Consider the following 14469-nt stretch of genomic DNA (forward strand, 5'->3'; position numbering starts at 1 on the left):
TTGCGCCGGCGAGTGAGTAATACACATTGTCCAAATGCGTCCGCATTGAAGAACTTTTAATCAACTAAATAGCAATTGATTTATAGGAGATATTATGAATCCAAAAGCTTTAAAATCACTTGAATACTACAAGATCATCGACCAACTGACAGAGAAGGCTTCTTCCCAGATGGGGAAAGACCTGTGCAGGCACCTCCTGCCCTCTGAAGATGTTTACGAAATCCGTCATATGCAGACCCAGACCAGAGACGCCCTCACACGCCTTTTCCAGAAAGGAAACATCTCCTTTGGAAGCGTAAAAGACGTGCGCGGCTCACTGAAACGTCTGGAAATCGGAAGTTCCCTTGGAATTTCCGAACTCCTTGCCATTGCCGGACTTCTGGAAAATACCAACCGTGTCAAAGCCTACTCCCGAAATGAGCGCGGAGATGCAAGAGAAGACTCTCTGGACGGCATGTTTGAGAGTTTGGAGCCATTGACTCCCCTCTCAGCCGAAATCCGCCGCTGCATCATTTCCCAGGACGAAATCAGTGACGACGCCAGTGCCGGTCTGATGCATGTACGCCGCAGCATGAAAGTTGCCAATGACCGCATCCACACCCAGCTGGCCTCTCTGGTAAACGGCAGCGCCCGTAATTACCTTCAGGACTCCGTTATCACCATGCGAAACGGCCGCTACTGTATCCCGGTAAAAGCCGAATACAAAGGTCAGGTTCCAGGTATGATCCACGACCAGTCTTCCACCGGCTCCACTTTATTCATTGAGCCTCTGGCGATTGTCAAACTAAACAACGACATCCGCGAGCTGGAGCTTCAAGAACAGAAAGAGATTGAGGCAGTTCTCGCTGCCTTAAGTGAACAGACAGCCCAGAATGTGGACGCCATTCGCGCAGACCTTGACATTATGATCCAGCTGGATTTCATTTTTGCCAGAGCAGGACTTGCACTGGATATGAATGCCACAGAACCCATTTTCAATACAGAGAAACGCATTCACCTGAAACAGGCACGCCACCCGCTCATTCCCAGAAAAAAAGCCGTTCCCATTGACATCCGTCTTGGAGAAGACTTCGACCTCCTTGTTGTAACCGGACCAAATACTGGTGGTAAAACCGTTTCCCTTAAGACAGTTGGACTTCTGACCCTGATGGGACAGGCGGGACTTCACATTCCAGCCCTGGACCGCTCCGAGCTTTCTGTTTTCCGTGAGGTTTACGCAGATATCGGGGACGAGCAGAGCATCGAGCAGTCTCTCAGTACCTTTTCCTCACATATGACCAACGTAGTGTCTTTCCTGAAAAAAGCAGATCAGGACTCTCTGGTGCTTTTTGATGAGCTTGGCGCTGGTACCGACCCGACAGAAGGAGCGGCACTTGCCATCTCCATTTTGTCCTTCCTGCATGAACAAGGCATCCGCACTATGGCAACCACCCATTACAGTGAACTGAAAGTTTACGCCCTGTCCACTGACGGCGTTGAAAATGCCTGCTGTGAGTTTAATGTGGAAACCCTGCGTCCTACTTACCGCCTGCTCATCGGTGTTCCTGGAAAGAGTAATGCCTTTGCGATTTCTTCCAAACTTGGACTTCCGGACTTTATCATTGAGCGCGCCAAAGATCAGATCAGCCAGAAGGACGAGTCCTTCGAGGATGTACTTACCTCCCTGGAAAACAGCCGCGTGATCATCGAAAACGAGCGTCAGGAAGCAGAGCGTTACAAAACCCAGATTGCTTCCTTGAAACAGGAGTTAGAGTCCAAGCAGGAGAAGCTGGACGAACGTAAAGAGCGGATCTTGCGCGAAGCCAACGAAGAAGCCCGTAAGATTCTTGCAGATGCTAAGGAATACGCAGATCAGACCATGAAAATGTTCCACAAATTCCAGAAAGATCACGTGGACACTGCTGCCATTGAAAAAGAACGCCAGAATCTTAGAAACCGCATGAACAAAGCCGAAAAGGGCATGTCCATAAACACCACCGTAAAGAAACCGAAAAAAGAGCTGAAGCCTAAGGATCTTTCCCTTGGAGACACCGTTCAGGTACTGAGCATGAATCTGAAAGGAACTGTCAGCAGTCATCCCGATTCCAAAGGCTTTCTTTTTGTACAGATGGGTATCATCCGTTCCAAAGTTCATATTTCTGACCTGGAGCTTGTTGACGAACCAGTTATCAACACTCCTGGACTTTCCAGAACAGGAGCAGGCAAAATCCGCATGTCCAAGTCTACCAGTGTTTCCACAGAGATCAATCTTCTTGGAAAAACTGTAGATGAGGCTGTGGCAGAACTGGATAAATATCTGGATGACGCTTATCTGGCACACTTAAAGAGCGTGCGTATCGTACATGGTAAAGGTACCGGTGCCCTTCGAAAAGGAGTACACAATTATCTCCGCCGCCAGAAGCATGTGGCAGATTTCCACCTGGCTGAATTTGGCGAAGGAGATGCTGGTGTTACCATTGTAGAATTTAAGAAATAACTATATTTTATAAGGAGAAACTATGGTTGCTAAACAGAAAATCCTCATTGTCGATGATGACAACAATATTGCAGAGCTGATTTCTCTGTATCTTACCAAAGAATGTTTCGAAACAAAAATTGTAAACGATGGCGAGCTGGCTTTAAAAGAATTTCAGACTTTTCGCCCGAACCTGATTCTTCTGGATCTGATGCTTCCAGGTATTGACGGCTATCAGGTCTGCCGTGAGATCCGCCACACCTCAGACGTGCCGATCATTATGCTTTCCGCAAAAGGAGAAACCTTTGACAAGGTACTTGGCCTGGAGCTTGGCGCCGACGACTACATTATCAAGCCTTTTGATTCAAAAGAACTGGTTGCCCGTGTCCGTGCAGTTCTACGCCGTTTCCAGCCCAAACAGGCTGCAGTTGTAAGCGATGAGAAATGTGCCACTTATCCGGATCTTATTGTCAACCTTACCAACTATTCCGTTACTTATATGGGAAAACAGGTAGACATGCCGCCTAAGGAGCTGGAGCTTCTCTATTTCCTTGCTTCCTCACCCAATCAGGTATTCACCAGAGAGCAGCTTCTGGACCACATCTGGGGCTACGAATATATTGGCGATACCAGAACTGTAGACGTTCACATTAAACGTCTGCGCGAAAAAATCAAAGATCATCCGAACTGGTCTATTTCAACAGTCTGGGGAATCGGATACAAGTTTGAGGTAAAAAGCGAATGAGAAAAACGGTTCACAGCAAACTGATCTGCAGTTACATTTTCATTGGAATTGTAGGCTTCCTTTTCGCTACAGCAGGTGGCTCTCATTTCGTGGAAACCTATCTGGAAGAAGAAGTTGGCGCAAGGCTGTATGACAGTGCTGTACGATTTGCTTCTGATGCTGTCACTGTACAGCAGGTTGCAGACAATGATAGCAAAGAACTGGAAAAGATTATGGATATTCTGGCTTCCGGAGAGGAAGCCGGGATACTGATCCTGGATAAAAATTTCCATGTGATCGTGCAGTCCTCAAATCTGGAATATAACTTCAGTTCTGCGAAATCCACTGCCGATTCTGAAGTTCAGACTTCAGAAACAGATAAAATCCCAGAGAATGGAGCATCCTCTGAAAAAGTCTCTGCTGCAAACACAATTTCCATACCCTATTCTGATCTGGATTCCTGGCTTAATACCCAATATCAGATCAGTAATTTTTATGGCTATTTTTCCAGTCCCCATCTTAATGTGATGATACCGGTGGAAAATTCCGGTGTAACAGAAGGCTATGTTACCTACCATTATGACATGCAGCAGCTTTATCAGAAACGAAGCGGTCTTCTTGGAATTCTTCAGATGGTTTTTTTTGCCGTGTATGCCTTGTGCGGACTGCTCCTTCTCTGCTATCAGAAATGGATCCATACTCCAATGGAGCAGATCATCAAAGGGGCATCCGAATATGCCAACGGAGATCTGAGTTATCGCATTCCAGTGAAATCCGAGGACGAAATGGGCTATCTTGCCAAAACCCTGAACTACATGGCAGACAAGATCAACCAGAACGGAGAATACCAGCGCACCTTTATTGCTAATGTTTCCCACGATTTCCGCTCTCCTCTGACTTCCATCAAAGGATATGTGGAGGCAATTCTGGATGGCACCATTCCCCCGGAATTACAGGACAAATATTTAAACATCATTTCCCATGAAGCTGACCGTCTGGAAAAACTGACGCGAAGCCTTCTGGTGCTGAATGATCTGGATGAACGGAAACGGATGATGAATATCCGCAAATTTGATATTAATGATGTGATCAAAAATACTGCCAATACTTTTGAGGTAATCTGTTCCAAAAAGAATATTGACCTGGAACTGCTGCTTTCCGGAAGAGAGCTGTTCGTAGAGGCAGATATGGAACAGATTCAGCAGGTACTGTACAATTTATTGGACAATGCAATCAAATTCAGTAATGACAATTCCTCGATCAACATTGAAACATCCGTAAAAAATGATAAGGTTTTCGTTTCTGTGAAGGATCACGGAGTGGGAATCCCCAAGGACAGCCTGTCCAAGGTGTGGGACAGATTTTACAAGACAGATACCTCCCGCGGAAAAGACCGGAAAGGTACAGGACTTGGGCTTTCTATTGTAAAAGAGATCATCAAAGCTCATAATCAGAATATTAATGTGATCAGCACAGAAGGTGTTGGAACAGAATTCATTTTTACTTTAAAGAAAGCAAAATAAATTATTCAGCAATTCTTTTTATAAACGAAGACCTGGAGCGTGTTCGAAAAAAGCTCCAGGTCTTTTACTATTTCCAGTCATACTTGCGCAGATGCCCCTCCAGTTTCAGATGGGCAAAGTCATGCTGACGAAAGGCTTCATAAAGAATAATGGCAACCGAATTACTCAAATTCAGAGATCTTGTTTCTCCCAGCATGGGAATCCTTACGCAGGTCTCCTGATTGTCACGGAGAAGCTCTTCCGGGATTCCTGCACTCTCCTTGCCAAACATGATAAAGCAGTCGTCCTCATACTTCACATCCGCATAAGTCTGAGGAGCTTTTGTAGTCGCATAATAAATCTTCGCTCCAGGATTTCTCTCCAGAAAATCTTCATAATCCAGATAAGTAGTTACATCCAGATCTTTCCAGTAGTCCATTCCGGCACGTTTCAGTGCTTTCTCACTTAATGAAAATCCCAACGGCTCGATCAGATGGAGCCTGGTTCCTGTAGCCACACAGGTACGTCCTATATTTCCTGTATTTGCCGGAATCTCCGGCTCATGAAGTACAATGTTTAATGTTCCCATAGTTTTTATACTCTCCTGTAATTACTGCAGTTTTATTTCGATTTTAAGGCAGAATCTTATATATCTCGTCTTTAGCCGGCCGCTCCAGATACCTGCCATTCCCGTTGTAGTAAAGCATTCTGTCATTTCCAGCATTCGTCTGTCCAATCACGGCTGCCATCATGCCCATTCTGCGAAGCTCCTGCACCAATGCTTCTCCTGCCGGAATACCGATCAGAACAGCCCCTTCCGAATTCAGCTTATAAGGATTAATGTCAAAGATTTCACAAATTTCAATTGTTTCCTGGCGTATGGGTACCTTGGAAAAATCCATTTCCAGTCCCACCTGGGAAGCCTCCGCCATCTTCCACAGAGCACTCAGAAAACCGCCCTCGCCCATTGCATAAAAAGCGGTAGCGCCAGCTTCTTTTACATTTATCTCATCCGCTATCCCGTAAAGGGTTCTCAGATTCTCTGCCTCCCGCAAAAAACCTTCTGAAAAATGCTCTCTTAAAATCTCATGCTTTTCCCTTGCAATCTGCGCTGTGCCGTAAAGAGCAATGGCTCCAGCCACCACCAGTTCGTTTCCAGGCGTAAGAAGCCCGCTGATTTCAGCCTGCAGTGCTTCCATAGCCGCTTTTCCAAGCCTCATTTTCTCTTTTCCCTACAGAAGAAGAGAAATGACAGTAGGAACTACCATTGCCAGAACAAGAATAACAGCAATGATCGCAGTTACAAGTTTTCTTTTCTTTGGATCAAACATTCCCATAATTTTTTAACCTCTCATAACCATCCGGCACTTTACAGACTACAAATATACGCCATGTCAATACGGCCAGCCGAACAGTTACACCCTTTCTTTATTATATCTGAATTTCCTTCACTGCCGCATTATGAAGCAGTGGATCCCGGTTTTCATAGTCAAACAGCAATATTTTTCCATCCCGGAACACCTCAATATGTGCTGTCCTTGGCACCTTTTCCTGGCGCCTGTACTCCCAGACTGCTTTCTCATAGGGCTTCTGGTCATACTCAAAGGATGGATGGCTTTTCAGGTTTTCGCGAAGATACAGGTCGTAGATCATGCTGTCTGCCACCTTTTCCCAGGTCGCAGTTTCCATTCCTCTGCAATCTTCCGCAGCTTTTCCCGCAGGATTCTCCACCTCAGGATCCTGATTTCCAGATTTTCCTGCGGATTTTTCTTCCAGTTCTTCCTTCACAAACTCCAGCAGGATCTCATATCTGCGCATTCTGGAATGGGAAATCTCTGAATAACCTTTTTTCTCATAAAACTGTCCCAGCTTCTCATACAATGTGAAAGCATCCTCAAACAAAGGCTCCACACAGGCGATGGTATTCTGAAACTGTCCACTATTATAGTACAGTTCCACCATACTTTCCACCATTTTCAGCTTCAAAATGTCTTCATATGGCAGCCACCTGGTTCCCAGTACTTCATATGGCTCCAGTTCTTTATGCACAATGCCATATTCTTCTGTCATCGCTTTCATATGAGAGCCCTTCAGAACCTTCAGAAATCCAAGCTGAAGCTGCTGGGGACGAAGTGCATAAACATCATTGAAGGACCGGTGAAAGCTGTCATAATCCTCATAAGGAAGACCAGCGATCAGATCCAGATGCTGGTGAATATTCTTAAAACTGTGGATGCGTTTTACAATCCCTGCCAGCTTCGGAAAATCCATAGTCCTGTGGATAGCACGAATAGTGTCCGGATTTGTGGACTGTACACCGATTTCCAGCTGGATCAGCCCCGGACGCATGGTGCTCATCAGTTCCAGTTCATTTTCCCTCAACAGATCTGCGGAAATCTCAAAGTGGAAATTGGTAATTCCATTATCATGGTCTTTTATGTACTGCCAGATGGTCATTGCATGATCGTGCCTGCAATTAAAGGTTCTGTCCACAAATTTCACCTGTGGTACTTTGTGATCCAGGAAAAACTGAAGTTCTTTCTTTACCAGTTCCAGGTCGCGAAAACGCAGTTTCTTGTCCACAGAAGACAGACAATAGCTGCATGAAAAAGGACAGCCCCGGCTGCTCTCATAATAGATAATACGGTTTTCAAAATCCTTCAGATTTTCGTAAGCAAAAGGTACCCTGCTTAAATCCATGATCTGCCGCCATCCGTTATTCTGAATTGTACCGTCTGGTTTACAGTACACAAGTCCGGTGGTTTCCTCCAGAGAAGGACTTCTATTCACATAGTGCTTCACCAGTTCCAGGAAGGTCTCCTCTCCTTCTCCAACCATTATACCATCAAATGCCGGATTTTTTTTCAGAAATTCCTCTGCATCATACGATACCTCCGGGCCTCCCGCCCAGAAAGGAACATCCGGCAGGATCTTTCTCAGATCCTGCATCAGTTCCCGCACAAAAGTAATGTTCCAGATATAGCAGGATATGCAGATCACATCCGGGTGACATCTGTAAATATCCTTCAGAATGTCATCCTTCTGCTGATTGATGGTGTATTCCCGAAGTACAACATTGCTGTCATATTCTTTTGCGCAGGCTTTCAGGTTAAAGACAGCCAGATTGGAATGTATATATTTTGCATTACATGCTGCAAGTAATATCTTCATCGTTCTTACTCGTCCAGAAGTTTCTTTAACTCTTCTTTATCCGTAAGACCAACCAGACGGTGTGCTTCTGCTCCGTTCTTGAAAATGATCAGGGTAGGAATGCTCATAACCCGGAACTGCTGTGCAAGCTCCATGTTCTGATCCACATCAAGCTTTCCTACTGCATAACCTTCCTCTCCCAGTTCCTCCACGATTGGCCCCTGACGCATGCATGGTCCGCACCAGGTTGCCCAGAAATCAAGAAGAAACGGTTTCTCGGATTTTAATACTTCCTCTTCAAAATTCTGTGTTGTGATTACTTTTGCCATAATTGATCCATCCTTTCTATCGGTCTATTCTTCTCTCTGATTTCATGCCGAAATTCTACTTTTTTTGTCTGTTTCTCACATACTGGTTTGCACTGAGTCCTGCCTGGGCACCATCGTAAACTGCCTTTGCCACCTGCAAAAGACCGCCGGTACAGTCACCTGCTGCAAAAAGCCCCGGAATGGTGCTCTCCATCTTTTCGTTTACCTTGATGTTACCTTTCTCAGTAAGTGCCGCGCCCATCTGTCTTGCCATCTCTGCACTTCCTGCAGTTCCAAGAGCTACAAAAACGCCGTCTGCCGGGACAAATGTCTCCGTGGAATCCCTTACCGGACTCTCCGGGTTATGGAGCTCTGAAGCTTCCATTTCAGCTTCCTTTCCTTCTGGCAAAAGCTGAAAGTTCTTCTCTCCGTCAGTATCTGATTTTGCATCCGTCTCAGACTGAGAGATCAGACGCAGTCCGGACACCTTCTCGTCTCCCTCTACAGACTGAATTTTCATTGTATTCACCGCAAAAGAAGATTTCCTGGAAAACTCCGGTTCTTTCCCATCTGTGTAAATGGTAACAGAACCAGCCATAGGTGCCAGTTCTTCTGCCTCATGAAGAGCGAAGTCGCTGTTTCCAAGCACTGCAACATCCTTTCCCCTGTAGAAAAATGCGTCGCACACAGCACAGTAGCTGACACCTCTTCCCTCAAGTTCCTTAATCCCCGGAATTGCAGGAGCCTTTCGTTTGCTTCCTGTGGCAAGGATCACGCTGATGGTGTCAAAATCACCTGCTGTTGTCTTTACTGTAAAAGTATCAAACCCGCCAATCCCCAGCACCTGTGCCTCCAGGATCCGCACGCCTAATGCTTTTGCCTGTGCAAGTCCTGTCTCAAATAATTCTTTCCCGGAAACAGGATGTTCCATACCATAATAATTCTCTATTTTTTCTGCTTTTTCCAAAGCACCAATGCCGTTATTGATCACCAGTGGATTCATATTTGCCCGGGCAGCATACAAAGCTGCGGAAATTCCTGCCGGTCCGGCACCGATAATGATTATTTTTTCCATATACTTCAGAATCACCTGCCTTTCTCATGATTCCAATCTTTCCCATATATTGTTATTTTTCTTACAATTTCACGGTTCAGTATCTTCACAGTTATACCCTTCCCGGAATAGTACCTGTTAAATAGTTACCTGACAATATACTTTCCATAAAAGAAATTCAGACTTTTCATTTTTCGTCGGTTCTTTTTTCGTCTATAGCCTTCTCTGCATAAGCCAGTCCCCAGAATATCACAGCTGGCATACACGCCATCAACGGAAACGCATAACGCAGAAGACCGTTTACCGGAGAAGCTATACAGATTGCCACATTCAGCGCCGGGGCAGCCAATACCAGGATTCCTTTCCATCGCTTCCTGTAGATCAGATATCCAAGGAGCAGAATCACGATCCATGTGTAGGTTCCCGCATTGCAGATCTGCGCAAGACCTGGAATCTGACTCCACAGATCGGCATAGCGTTTCAGCTGATTCCTTGTCTCTGCGGAAAAGATCTGATGATAATCTGACTCTTCAATCAGCGGCTCATTTACTGTATAGAAGCGGTAGGAGCTCTGCGCGGTGCAATTATGAAATGGGTAATAATATCCATAGCTGTTATGAAGTGTGGCTTCTATATACACCCCCGGATGCCTCAGAAACATGCTGAACCAGGCATTAAAGTAGCGTTTCAGCTTCGCCATGGTAATATGTCCGCCGCGATAAGTTGCCTTTACCGGATCAGACAGTTCCGGATTATACAAATCCGCAATCTCATCATACTTCATCACCCCGTCAATTGCTTTAGCTTCTTCCTTTGTCACATCATCCGGATATTCCTTCAGATATCTGGCTGTCTGCTGCATTGGAATTGAGAAAAATACTCTGGATGGGAAATTACCAATGTATAGTCTCGGTGCCACTTCTTTCTGAAGCCCCATGTAGCCCACTGTCACAAGGATCACCATTCCAACTGCATACAGTCTGCGTTTTTTTCCAAGGAAAAAGAATAACAGGATAAATGCAGGAAGCACCATGTAAAGTCCATTATTTCTGGTAATGCACATGCCAAAGCCAACCAGAAACAGCACTGTCAGCTGCTGTCTTAAAGACTGACCGCTTTTTTCCCGAAGGGTGGGAATGCAGCATTCCACATAGATTACCATGAAAAGGGAAAACAGAGCGCTGAAACTTCCATCCTTAATGATCGTCTGGGAATAAGCTCCAAATACAGGCACAAGACTGAAAAATGCAATACAGCAGATATTGAACCATCTTGGTGCTCCCCATGATTTCAGTTTATAACAAACAGTGGCATAACATACCGCATAAATCAGTGCCAGCACGCCAACCACCATGAAAATGCCCCAGTTATCACTGATCACATTTCCAATTGTCATCAAGGCTCCCATTATAAGGCTTAATTCCCATGGATGCTTGTTTGTAAATCTCTGATTTCCGGCAAACATATTCAGCTGCCGGAAGCCATCATAGGGAACACTTCCTGGCCAGAAGATCAGGATATAGGGAAGCCATCCTGCCAAAATCAGCAAAAATGCTACCAGAAGGTAGTGTTTTTCCATAAATTCCGGAAATTTCTTTATATTCCTGCTGTGCAGAAAAGGATGCTTCTCTCCATATGCATATAAAAGACTGATCACTATATCAAACAGAAAAAAGAATCCTGCCCATGTAAGCAATGCGATCAGAATCTGATTTCTCCCAGCTGTAAAGAAGGTCCAGTTTCCCTGCACGGAAAAGGACATTCCGATCAGCATAAAAACAGAAAACATGGCGGCGATCAGATGCGTGATCCATTTACAGCTTCTGCAAAAATTCTTCCAGCATTTCATGTACAATGCAATGATTGCAATGAGAACCACCAGTTTGTCGATTCCGATTCCTGTCATCTCTTTCTTGCATAAAGAAAGAAATGTTTCTCCCGGATTATCTGCCGAACCAGCATACAAGCCCGTCATGGAAAGAGCAAACACTGTTAAAATGGCGGCAATAAACGGCAAAGTATATTTTTTTAATTTTTTTTCCACCAATAAATCCTCCCGACTTTTATCACACTGCCATTCTAACATTACTATATATGAAAAGCAAGGCGTGGTTTTTACAAGGTAAATTTTTGGAATTTACAGATTTTTTGAAATTTTTGTTGCGTCAAAGCAGTTTCTATGCTATTATATGCACTGTAAGTTCAGAGAACTTATAAATGCCCAGATAGCTCAGTTGGTAGAGCAGAGGACTGAAAATCCTCGTGTCGCTGGTTCGATTCCGGCTCTGGGCATTTTTTATTTTTCAAACACGCTCTGGAAAAAGCCGCCCCCGAAGGGGCGGCCTCATTTATTTTGTAAGCATTTTATCTAATGTTTCGTTCAGCATCTCTCTGGATGTCACCTGTATCGCCTGAATTCCTACCTTCTTCGCACCTTCCACATTATCCATGCGGTCATCGAAAAACAGACACTCTTCTGCTTTCAGACTATATTTCTCCAGAAGGATTTCATAAATTTTCCTGTCTGGCTTCAGGGCATGAACCTGATAGGAAACAACTCCCCCATCAAGTACATTCAGGAATTTCGCTTCCTTGGTGTGCACATGGAACAGCTCTTCTGAGTAATTGGAAAGCAGGTAAATCTTATAACCCTTTTCCTTCAGCGCTGCAACCTTGTCCCAGACCTCCGGGCGCTTTACAGCCATCTGCTCTCCGTTTCGAAGGAACCAGCCCATCACATCCACATCGTCCGGGTACTTCAGTTCATACTGATGAATGGCTTCCTCAAGGCTCAGCTTTCCTCCGTCAAGTCCCTGTACCCAGATCTCATTGTCAAACATTTCCCCGCCAATTCTCTTCGCCTCAGCTTCAGAAAGACCGTAGTCCCTGGTCAGCATCTCAAACCAGCGATACTCCACCAGTACATCTCCAACATCAAAAATTAAATTCCGAATCATTAGTCTTCATAACCATTCGGGTTATTGCTCTGCCATCTCCAGGAATCCTCGCACATCTCACGGATGCCATTCTCAGCTGTCCAGCCAAGCTCTTTCGCTGCCTTGGAAGCATCACAGTAGCAGGTAGCAATATCGCCTGCACGACGTGGTTTGATCGCATATGGGATCTTAACGCCTGTTGCAGCTTCGAAGTTCTTCACAATATCAAGAACACTGTAGCCTTTTCCTGTGCCAAGGTTGTAGATTGCAAGTCCAGGATTCTCCTCGATCTTTTTAAGCGCTTTTACATGACCTTTGGCAAGATCTACTACATGGATATAATCTCTCACGCCGGTTCCATCCGGAGTGTCATAGTCATTACCGAATACGCCAAGCTCTTTCAGTTTGCCAACAGCAACCTGTGTGATGTATGGCATAAGGTTGTTCGGGATACCATTTGGGTTCTCGCCGATGGTTCCGCTCTTGTGGGCACCGATCGGATTAAAATAACGAAGCAGCATTACGTTCCACTCCGGATCTGCTTTCTGGATGTCTGTAAGAACCTGCTCCAGCATGGATTTGGTCCAGCCATATGGGTTGGTACACTGTCCTTTCGGGCATTCTTCTGTGATCGGGATCTGTGCCGGATCTCCATATACAGTTGCAGAGGAAGAGAAAATAATATTCTTAACACCATGTTTTCTCATTACATCTACAAGAGTCAGGGTTCCTGCAATATTATTCTCATAATATTCCCAAGGCTTTACAACGGACTCTCCAACAGCCTTCAGTCCGGCAAAATGAATACAGGAGTCAATGTCTTCTTTGTCAAAAATCTGGTCAAGGGCTTCCCTGTCCAGGATATCTGCCTTATAAAATTTAACCGGCTTGCCTGTGATCTTGGAAACTCTGTCAAGGGCCTTCTCGCTGGAATTAGACAGATTATCCAGAACTACTACGTCATAACCGGAATTCTGAAGTTCTACAACTGTATGGCTTCCAATGTATCCTGCACCGCCTGTTACTAAAATTGCCATGATATTTTCCTCCTCGTTTACTGCAAAGTTCCCACCACTCATCACAATCAATAAACAAATAACCTTCTGCTGTTTTCTCTTTTCGCAGCACTCCACGAAATGTTATCCGCAAACAGCAGCTGTGATGGTTTATGTCCATTCTTTGCAATCCTTATTAGTAACCTGGAAGGCATTTTTTATGCCTGCCAGGTTTAGAATACCACTATTTATATTTTTCTACAATAGCTTTCATCTTAGATAATTTCTGTTCCATATCCCAGACCAGCTTAAACTGGGTTCTTGCGCGGTCCAGATTATGATTTTCGCGATGAATGCGGAAGTAATGATCTCCCTCCAGATGATCTGCCAGGAAACGCATTCCACACTCAAAGGTCATCAGGATTGCACCCATCGGAAGCATTTCCACCTCCAGATCTGTGAGGGCACCGCCGCAGCCTTCCAGAAATCCTTTTACATACACCTCAAACAGATGAAGGTCACAGGACACTTTGGAAATATCCTGCTCATCCTCTGCTGCCGTGCTTGCGCCGAAACGAATGGAATCACCAAAATCATTCAGAGAAAGTCCCGGCATTACCGTATCCAGATCGATCACACAGATTCCCTTATGTGTAACATTGTCGATCATGATATTATTCAGCTTTGTGTCATTGTGCGTTACACGAAGTGGCAGCTTACCTGCATCCAGTAAATCCACAAGTGTATGGGCCAGCTGCTCTCTTTCCAGGACAAACTGTATCTCCTTCTGAACATCAGCAGCCCGTCCGCATGCATCCTCTTCCACAGCTTTTTTAAAATCAGCAAATCGTTTCACAGTATTATGGAAATTCGGAATTGTCTCGTGAAGCGTATCTGCCGGATAATCTGCAAGAAGACGCTGGAAATTACCAAATGCAAGAGCACTCTGGTAAAAATCTTCATCATTTTCCACCTGTTCAAAACAGGTTGCATCCTCAATAAACAGATATGCTCTCCAGTACTCTCCTTCTTTATCCACCAAATAAGGAGCTCCTGCACGGTCATTTACGATATTCAGGGTTTCGCGCTCTGCATCCCCGCCATTTTCCAGAATTTTCTTCTTCAGCCAGGAGGTGACGCCACTGATATTCTCCATAAGACCAACAGGATCTTTGAAAATCTGCTTGTTCATTTTCTGGAGAATATAGCGCTTCTGTCCGGCTTCTGTGGAAAATACAGCACAGTAAGTCTCATTTATGTGGCCATTTCCAAATATGCCGACCTCTTCAAGTTCACCGCCAAAATCAAAGCTGTTGATTACTTCCATCAGTTCCTGATGGTTTGC

At 44.9% G+C, this 14469-nt stretch carries 12 protein-coding genes and 1 tRNA gene; 4 read left to right on the forward strand and 9 right to left on the reverse strand.

The features are described from left to right. The first annotated feature begins 94 nt into the window (after window positions 1–94). The 3 genes from AB5618_RS17470 to AB5618_RS17480 are packed head-to-tail and all read left to right on the forward strand — an operon-like array spanning window position 95 to window position 4702. Window positions 95–2476, forward strand: coding sequence for an endonuclease MutS2 (locus AB5618_RS17470; protein WP_195589120.1), 2382 nt, complete (start codon window positions 95–97; stop codon window positions 2474–2476). A gap of 22 nt (window positions 2477–2498) precedes the next feature. Beyond that, on the forward strand, window positions 2499–3200 hold the full coding sequence (locus tag AB5618_RS17475; RefSeq protein ID WP_118582333.1) for a response regulator transcription factor: 702 nt from the start codon (window positions 2499–2501) through the stop codon (window positions 3198–3200). Then, on the forward strand, window positions 3197–4702 hold the full coding sequence (locus AB5618_RS17480; RefSeq protein ID WP_148461667.1) for a HAMP domain-containing sensor histidine kinase: 1506 nt from the start codon (window positions 3197–3199) through the stop codon (window positions 4700–4702). Before AB5618_RS17475 ends, AB5618_RS17480 begins: the two co-directional genes overlap by 4 nt. 67 nt (window positions 4703–4769) lie before the next feature. Here the strand turns inward: AB5618_RS17480 and AB5618_RS17485 are convergent, their stop codons facing one another. The 6 genes from AB5618_RS17485 to AB5618_RS17510 form a co-directional block, all read right to left on the reverse strand. Then, complete coding sequence (locus tag AB5618_RS17485) at window positions 4770–5270, reverse strand: tRNA (cytidine(34)-2'-O)-methyltransferase (protein ID WP_148461668.1); 501 nt, start codon at window positions 5268–5270, stop codon at window positions 4770–4772. 43 nt (window positions 5271–5313) lie between these two features. Further along, complete coding sequence (locus AB5618_RS17490) at window positions 5314–5901, reverse strand: AIR synthase-related protein (protein WP_148461669.1); 588 nt, start codon at window positions 5899–5901, stop codon at window positions 5314–5316. 211 nt (window positions 5902–6112) lie between these two features. Continuing rightward, window positions 6113–7852 (reverse strand): B12-binding domain-containing radical SAM protein, encoded by a 1740-nt coding sequence (locus tag AB5618_RS17495; RefSeq protein WP_173735094.1) that lies wholly within the window; start codon window positions 7850–7852, stop codon window positions 6113–6115. 5 nt (window positions 7853–7857) lie between these two features. Then, window positions 7858–8160: a thioredoxin gene (gene trxA, locus AB5618_RS17500; RefSeq protein WP_118582321.1), complete on the reverse strand. Its 303-nt coding sequence runs from the start codon at window positions 8158–8160 to the stop codon at window positions 7858–7860. A 55-nt stretch (window positions 8161–8215) separates the two neighbouring features. Further along, on the reverse strand, window positions 8216–9214 hold the full coding sequence (locus AB5618_RS17505; protein WP_173716894.1) for an NAD(P)/FAD-dependent oxidoreductase: 999 nt from the start codon (window positions 9212–9214) through the stop codon (window positions 8216–8218). A 166-nt stretch (window positions 9215–9380) separates the two neighbouring features. Further along, on the reverse strand, window positions 9381–11237 hold the full coding sequence (locus tag AB5618_RS17510; RefSeq protein ID WP_118582318.1) for a DUF6020 family protein: 1857 nt from the start codon (window positions 11235–11237) through the stop codon (window positions 9381–9383). Window positions 11238–11412: 175 nt separating this feature from the next. On the opposite strand from AB5618_RS17510, the gene AB5618_RS17515 reads away from it, so the two are divergent. Then, window positions 11413–11485, forward strand: a tRNA-Phe gene (locus AB5618_RS17515). A gap of 56 nt (window positions 11486–11541) precedes the next feature. Here AB5618_RS17515 and AB5618_RS17520 read toward each other — a convergent pair. From AB5618_RS17520 to AB5618_RS17530, 3 genes are all read right to left on the reverse strand, one after another. After that, the gene (locus AB5618_RS17520) at window positions 11542–12150 is read right to left on the reverse strand and encodes an HAD family phosphatase (protein ID WP_173735095.1); all 609 of its coding nucleotides are present in this window, start codon (window positions 12148–12150) and stop codon (window positions 11542–11544) included. Then, entirely contained in the window at window positions 12150–13166 is a 1017-nt protein-coding gene (galE, locus tag AB5618_RS17525; protein ID WP_118582312.1) for a UDP-glucose 4-epimerase GalE, read from the reverse strand. The genes AB5618_RS17520 and galE overlap by 1 nt, the downstream gene beginning before the upstream one ends. Window positions 13167–13368: 202 nt before the next feature. Continuing rightward, complete coding sequence (locus AB5618_RS17530; RefSeq protein ID WP_173735113.1) at window positions 13369–14451, reverse strand: phosphotransferase enzyme family protein; 1083 nt, start codon at window positions 14449–14451, stop codon at window positions 13369–13371. Window positions 14452–14469 lie beyond the last annotated feature (18 nt).

Origin of the sequence: Ruminococcus sp. J1101004sp1_RTP21198st1_B9_RTP21198_201120, assembly GCF_040924245.1 — a bacterium.
Classification (GTDB): Bacteria; Bacillota; Clostridia; order Lachnospirales; family Lachnospiraceae; genus Blautia_A; species Blautia_A faecis.

Excerpts from the sequence above, each read along its gene's own strand:
- AB5618_RS17470 (WP_195589120.1), top strand. The coding sequence starts at position 95 with ATGAATCCAAAAGCTTTAAAATCACTTGAATACTACAAGATCATCGAC.
- AB5618_RS17475 (WP_118582333.1), top strand. The coding sequence starts at position 2,499 with ATGGTTGCTAAACAGAAAATCCTCATTGTCGATGATGACAACAATATT.
- AB5618_RS17480 (WP_148461667.1), top strand. The coding sequence starts at position 3,197 with ATGAGAAAAACGGTTCACAGCAAACTGATCTGCAGTTACATTTTCATT.
- AB5618_RS17485 (WP_148461668.1), bottom strand. The coding sequence starts at position 5,270 with ATGGGAACATTAAACATTGTACTTCATGAGCCGGAGATTCCGGCAAAT.
- AB5618_RS17490 (WP_148461669.1), bottom strand. The coding sequence starts at position 5,901 with ATGAGGCTTGGAAAAGCGGCTATGGAAGCACTGCAGGCTGAAATCAGC.
- AB5618_RS17495 (WP_173735094.1), bottom strand. The coding sequence starts at position 7,852 with ATGAAGATATTACTTGCAGCATGTAATGCAAAATATATACATTCCAAT.
- trxA (WP_118582321.1), bottom strand. The coding sequence starts at position 8,160 with ATGGCAAAAGTAATCACAACACAGAATTTTGAAGAGGAAGTATTAAAA.
- AB5618_RS17505 (WP_173716894.1), bottom strand. The coding sequence starts at position 9,214 with ATGGAAAAAATAATCATTATCGGTGCCGGACCGGCAGGAATTTCCGCA.
- AB5618_RS17520 (WP_173735095.1), bottom strand. The coding sequence starts at position 12,150 with ATGATTCGGAATTTAATTTTTGATGTTGGAGATGTACTGGTGGAGTAT.
- galE (WP_118582312.1), bottom strand. The coding sequence starts at position 13,166 with ATGGCAATTTTAGTAACAGGCGGTGCAGGATACATTGGAAGCCATACA.
- AB5618_RS17530 (WP_173735113.1), bottom strand. The coding sequence starts at position 14,451 with ATGGAAGTAATCAACAGCTTTGATTTTGGCGGTGAACTTGAAGAGGTC.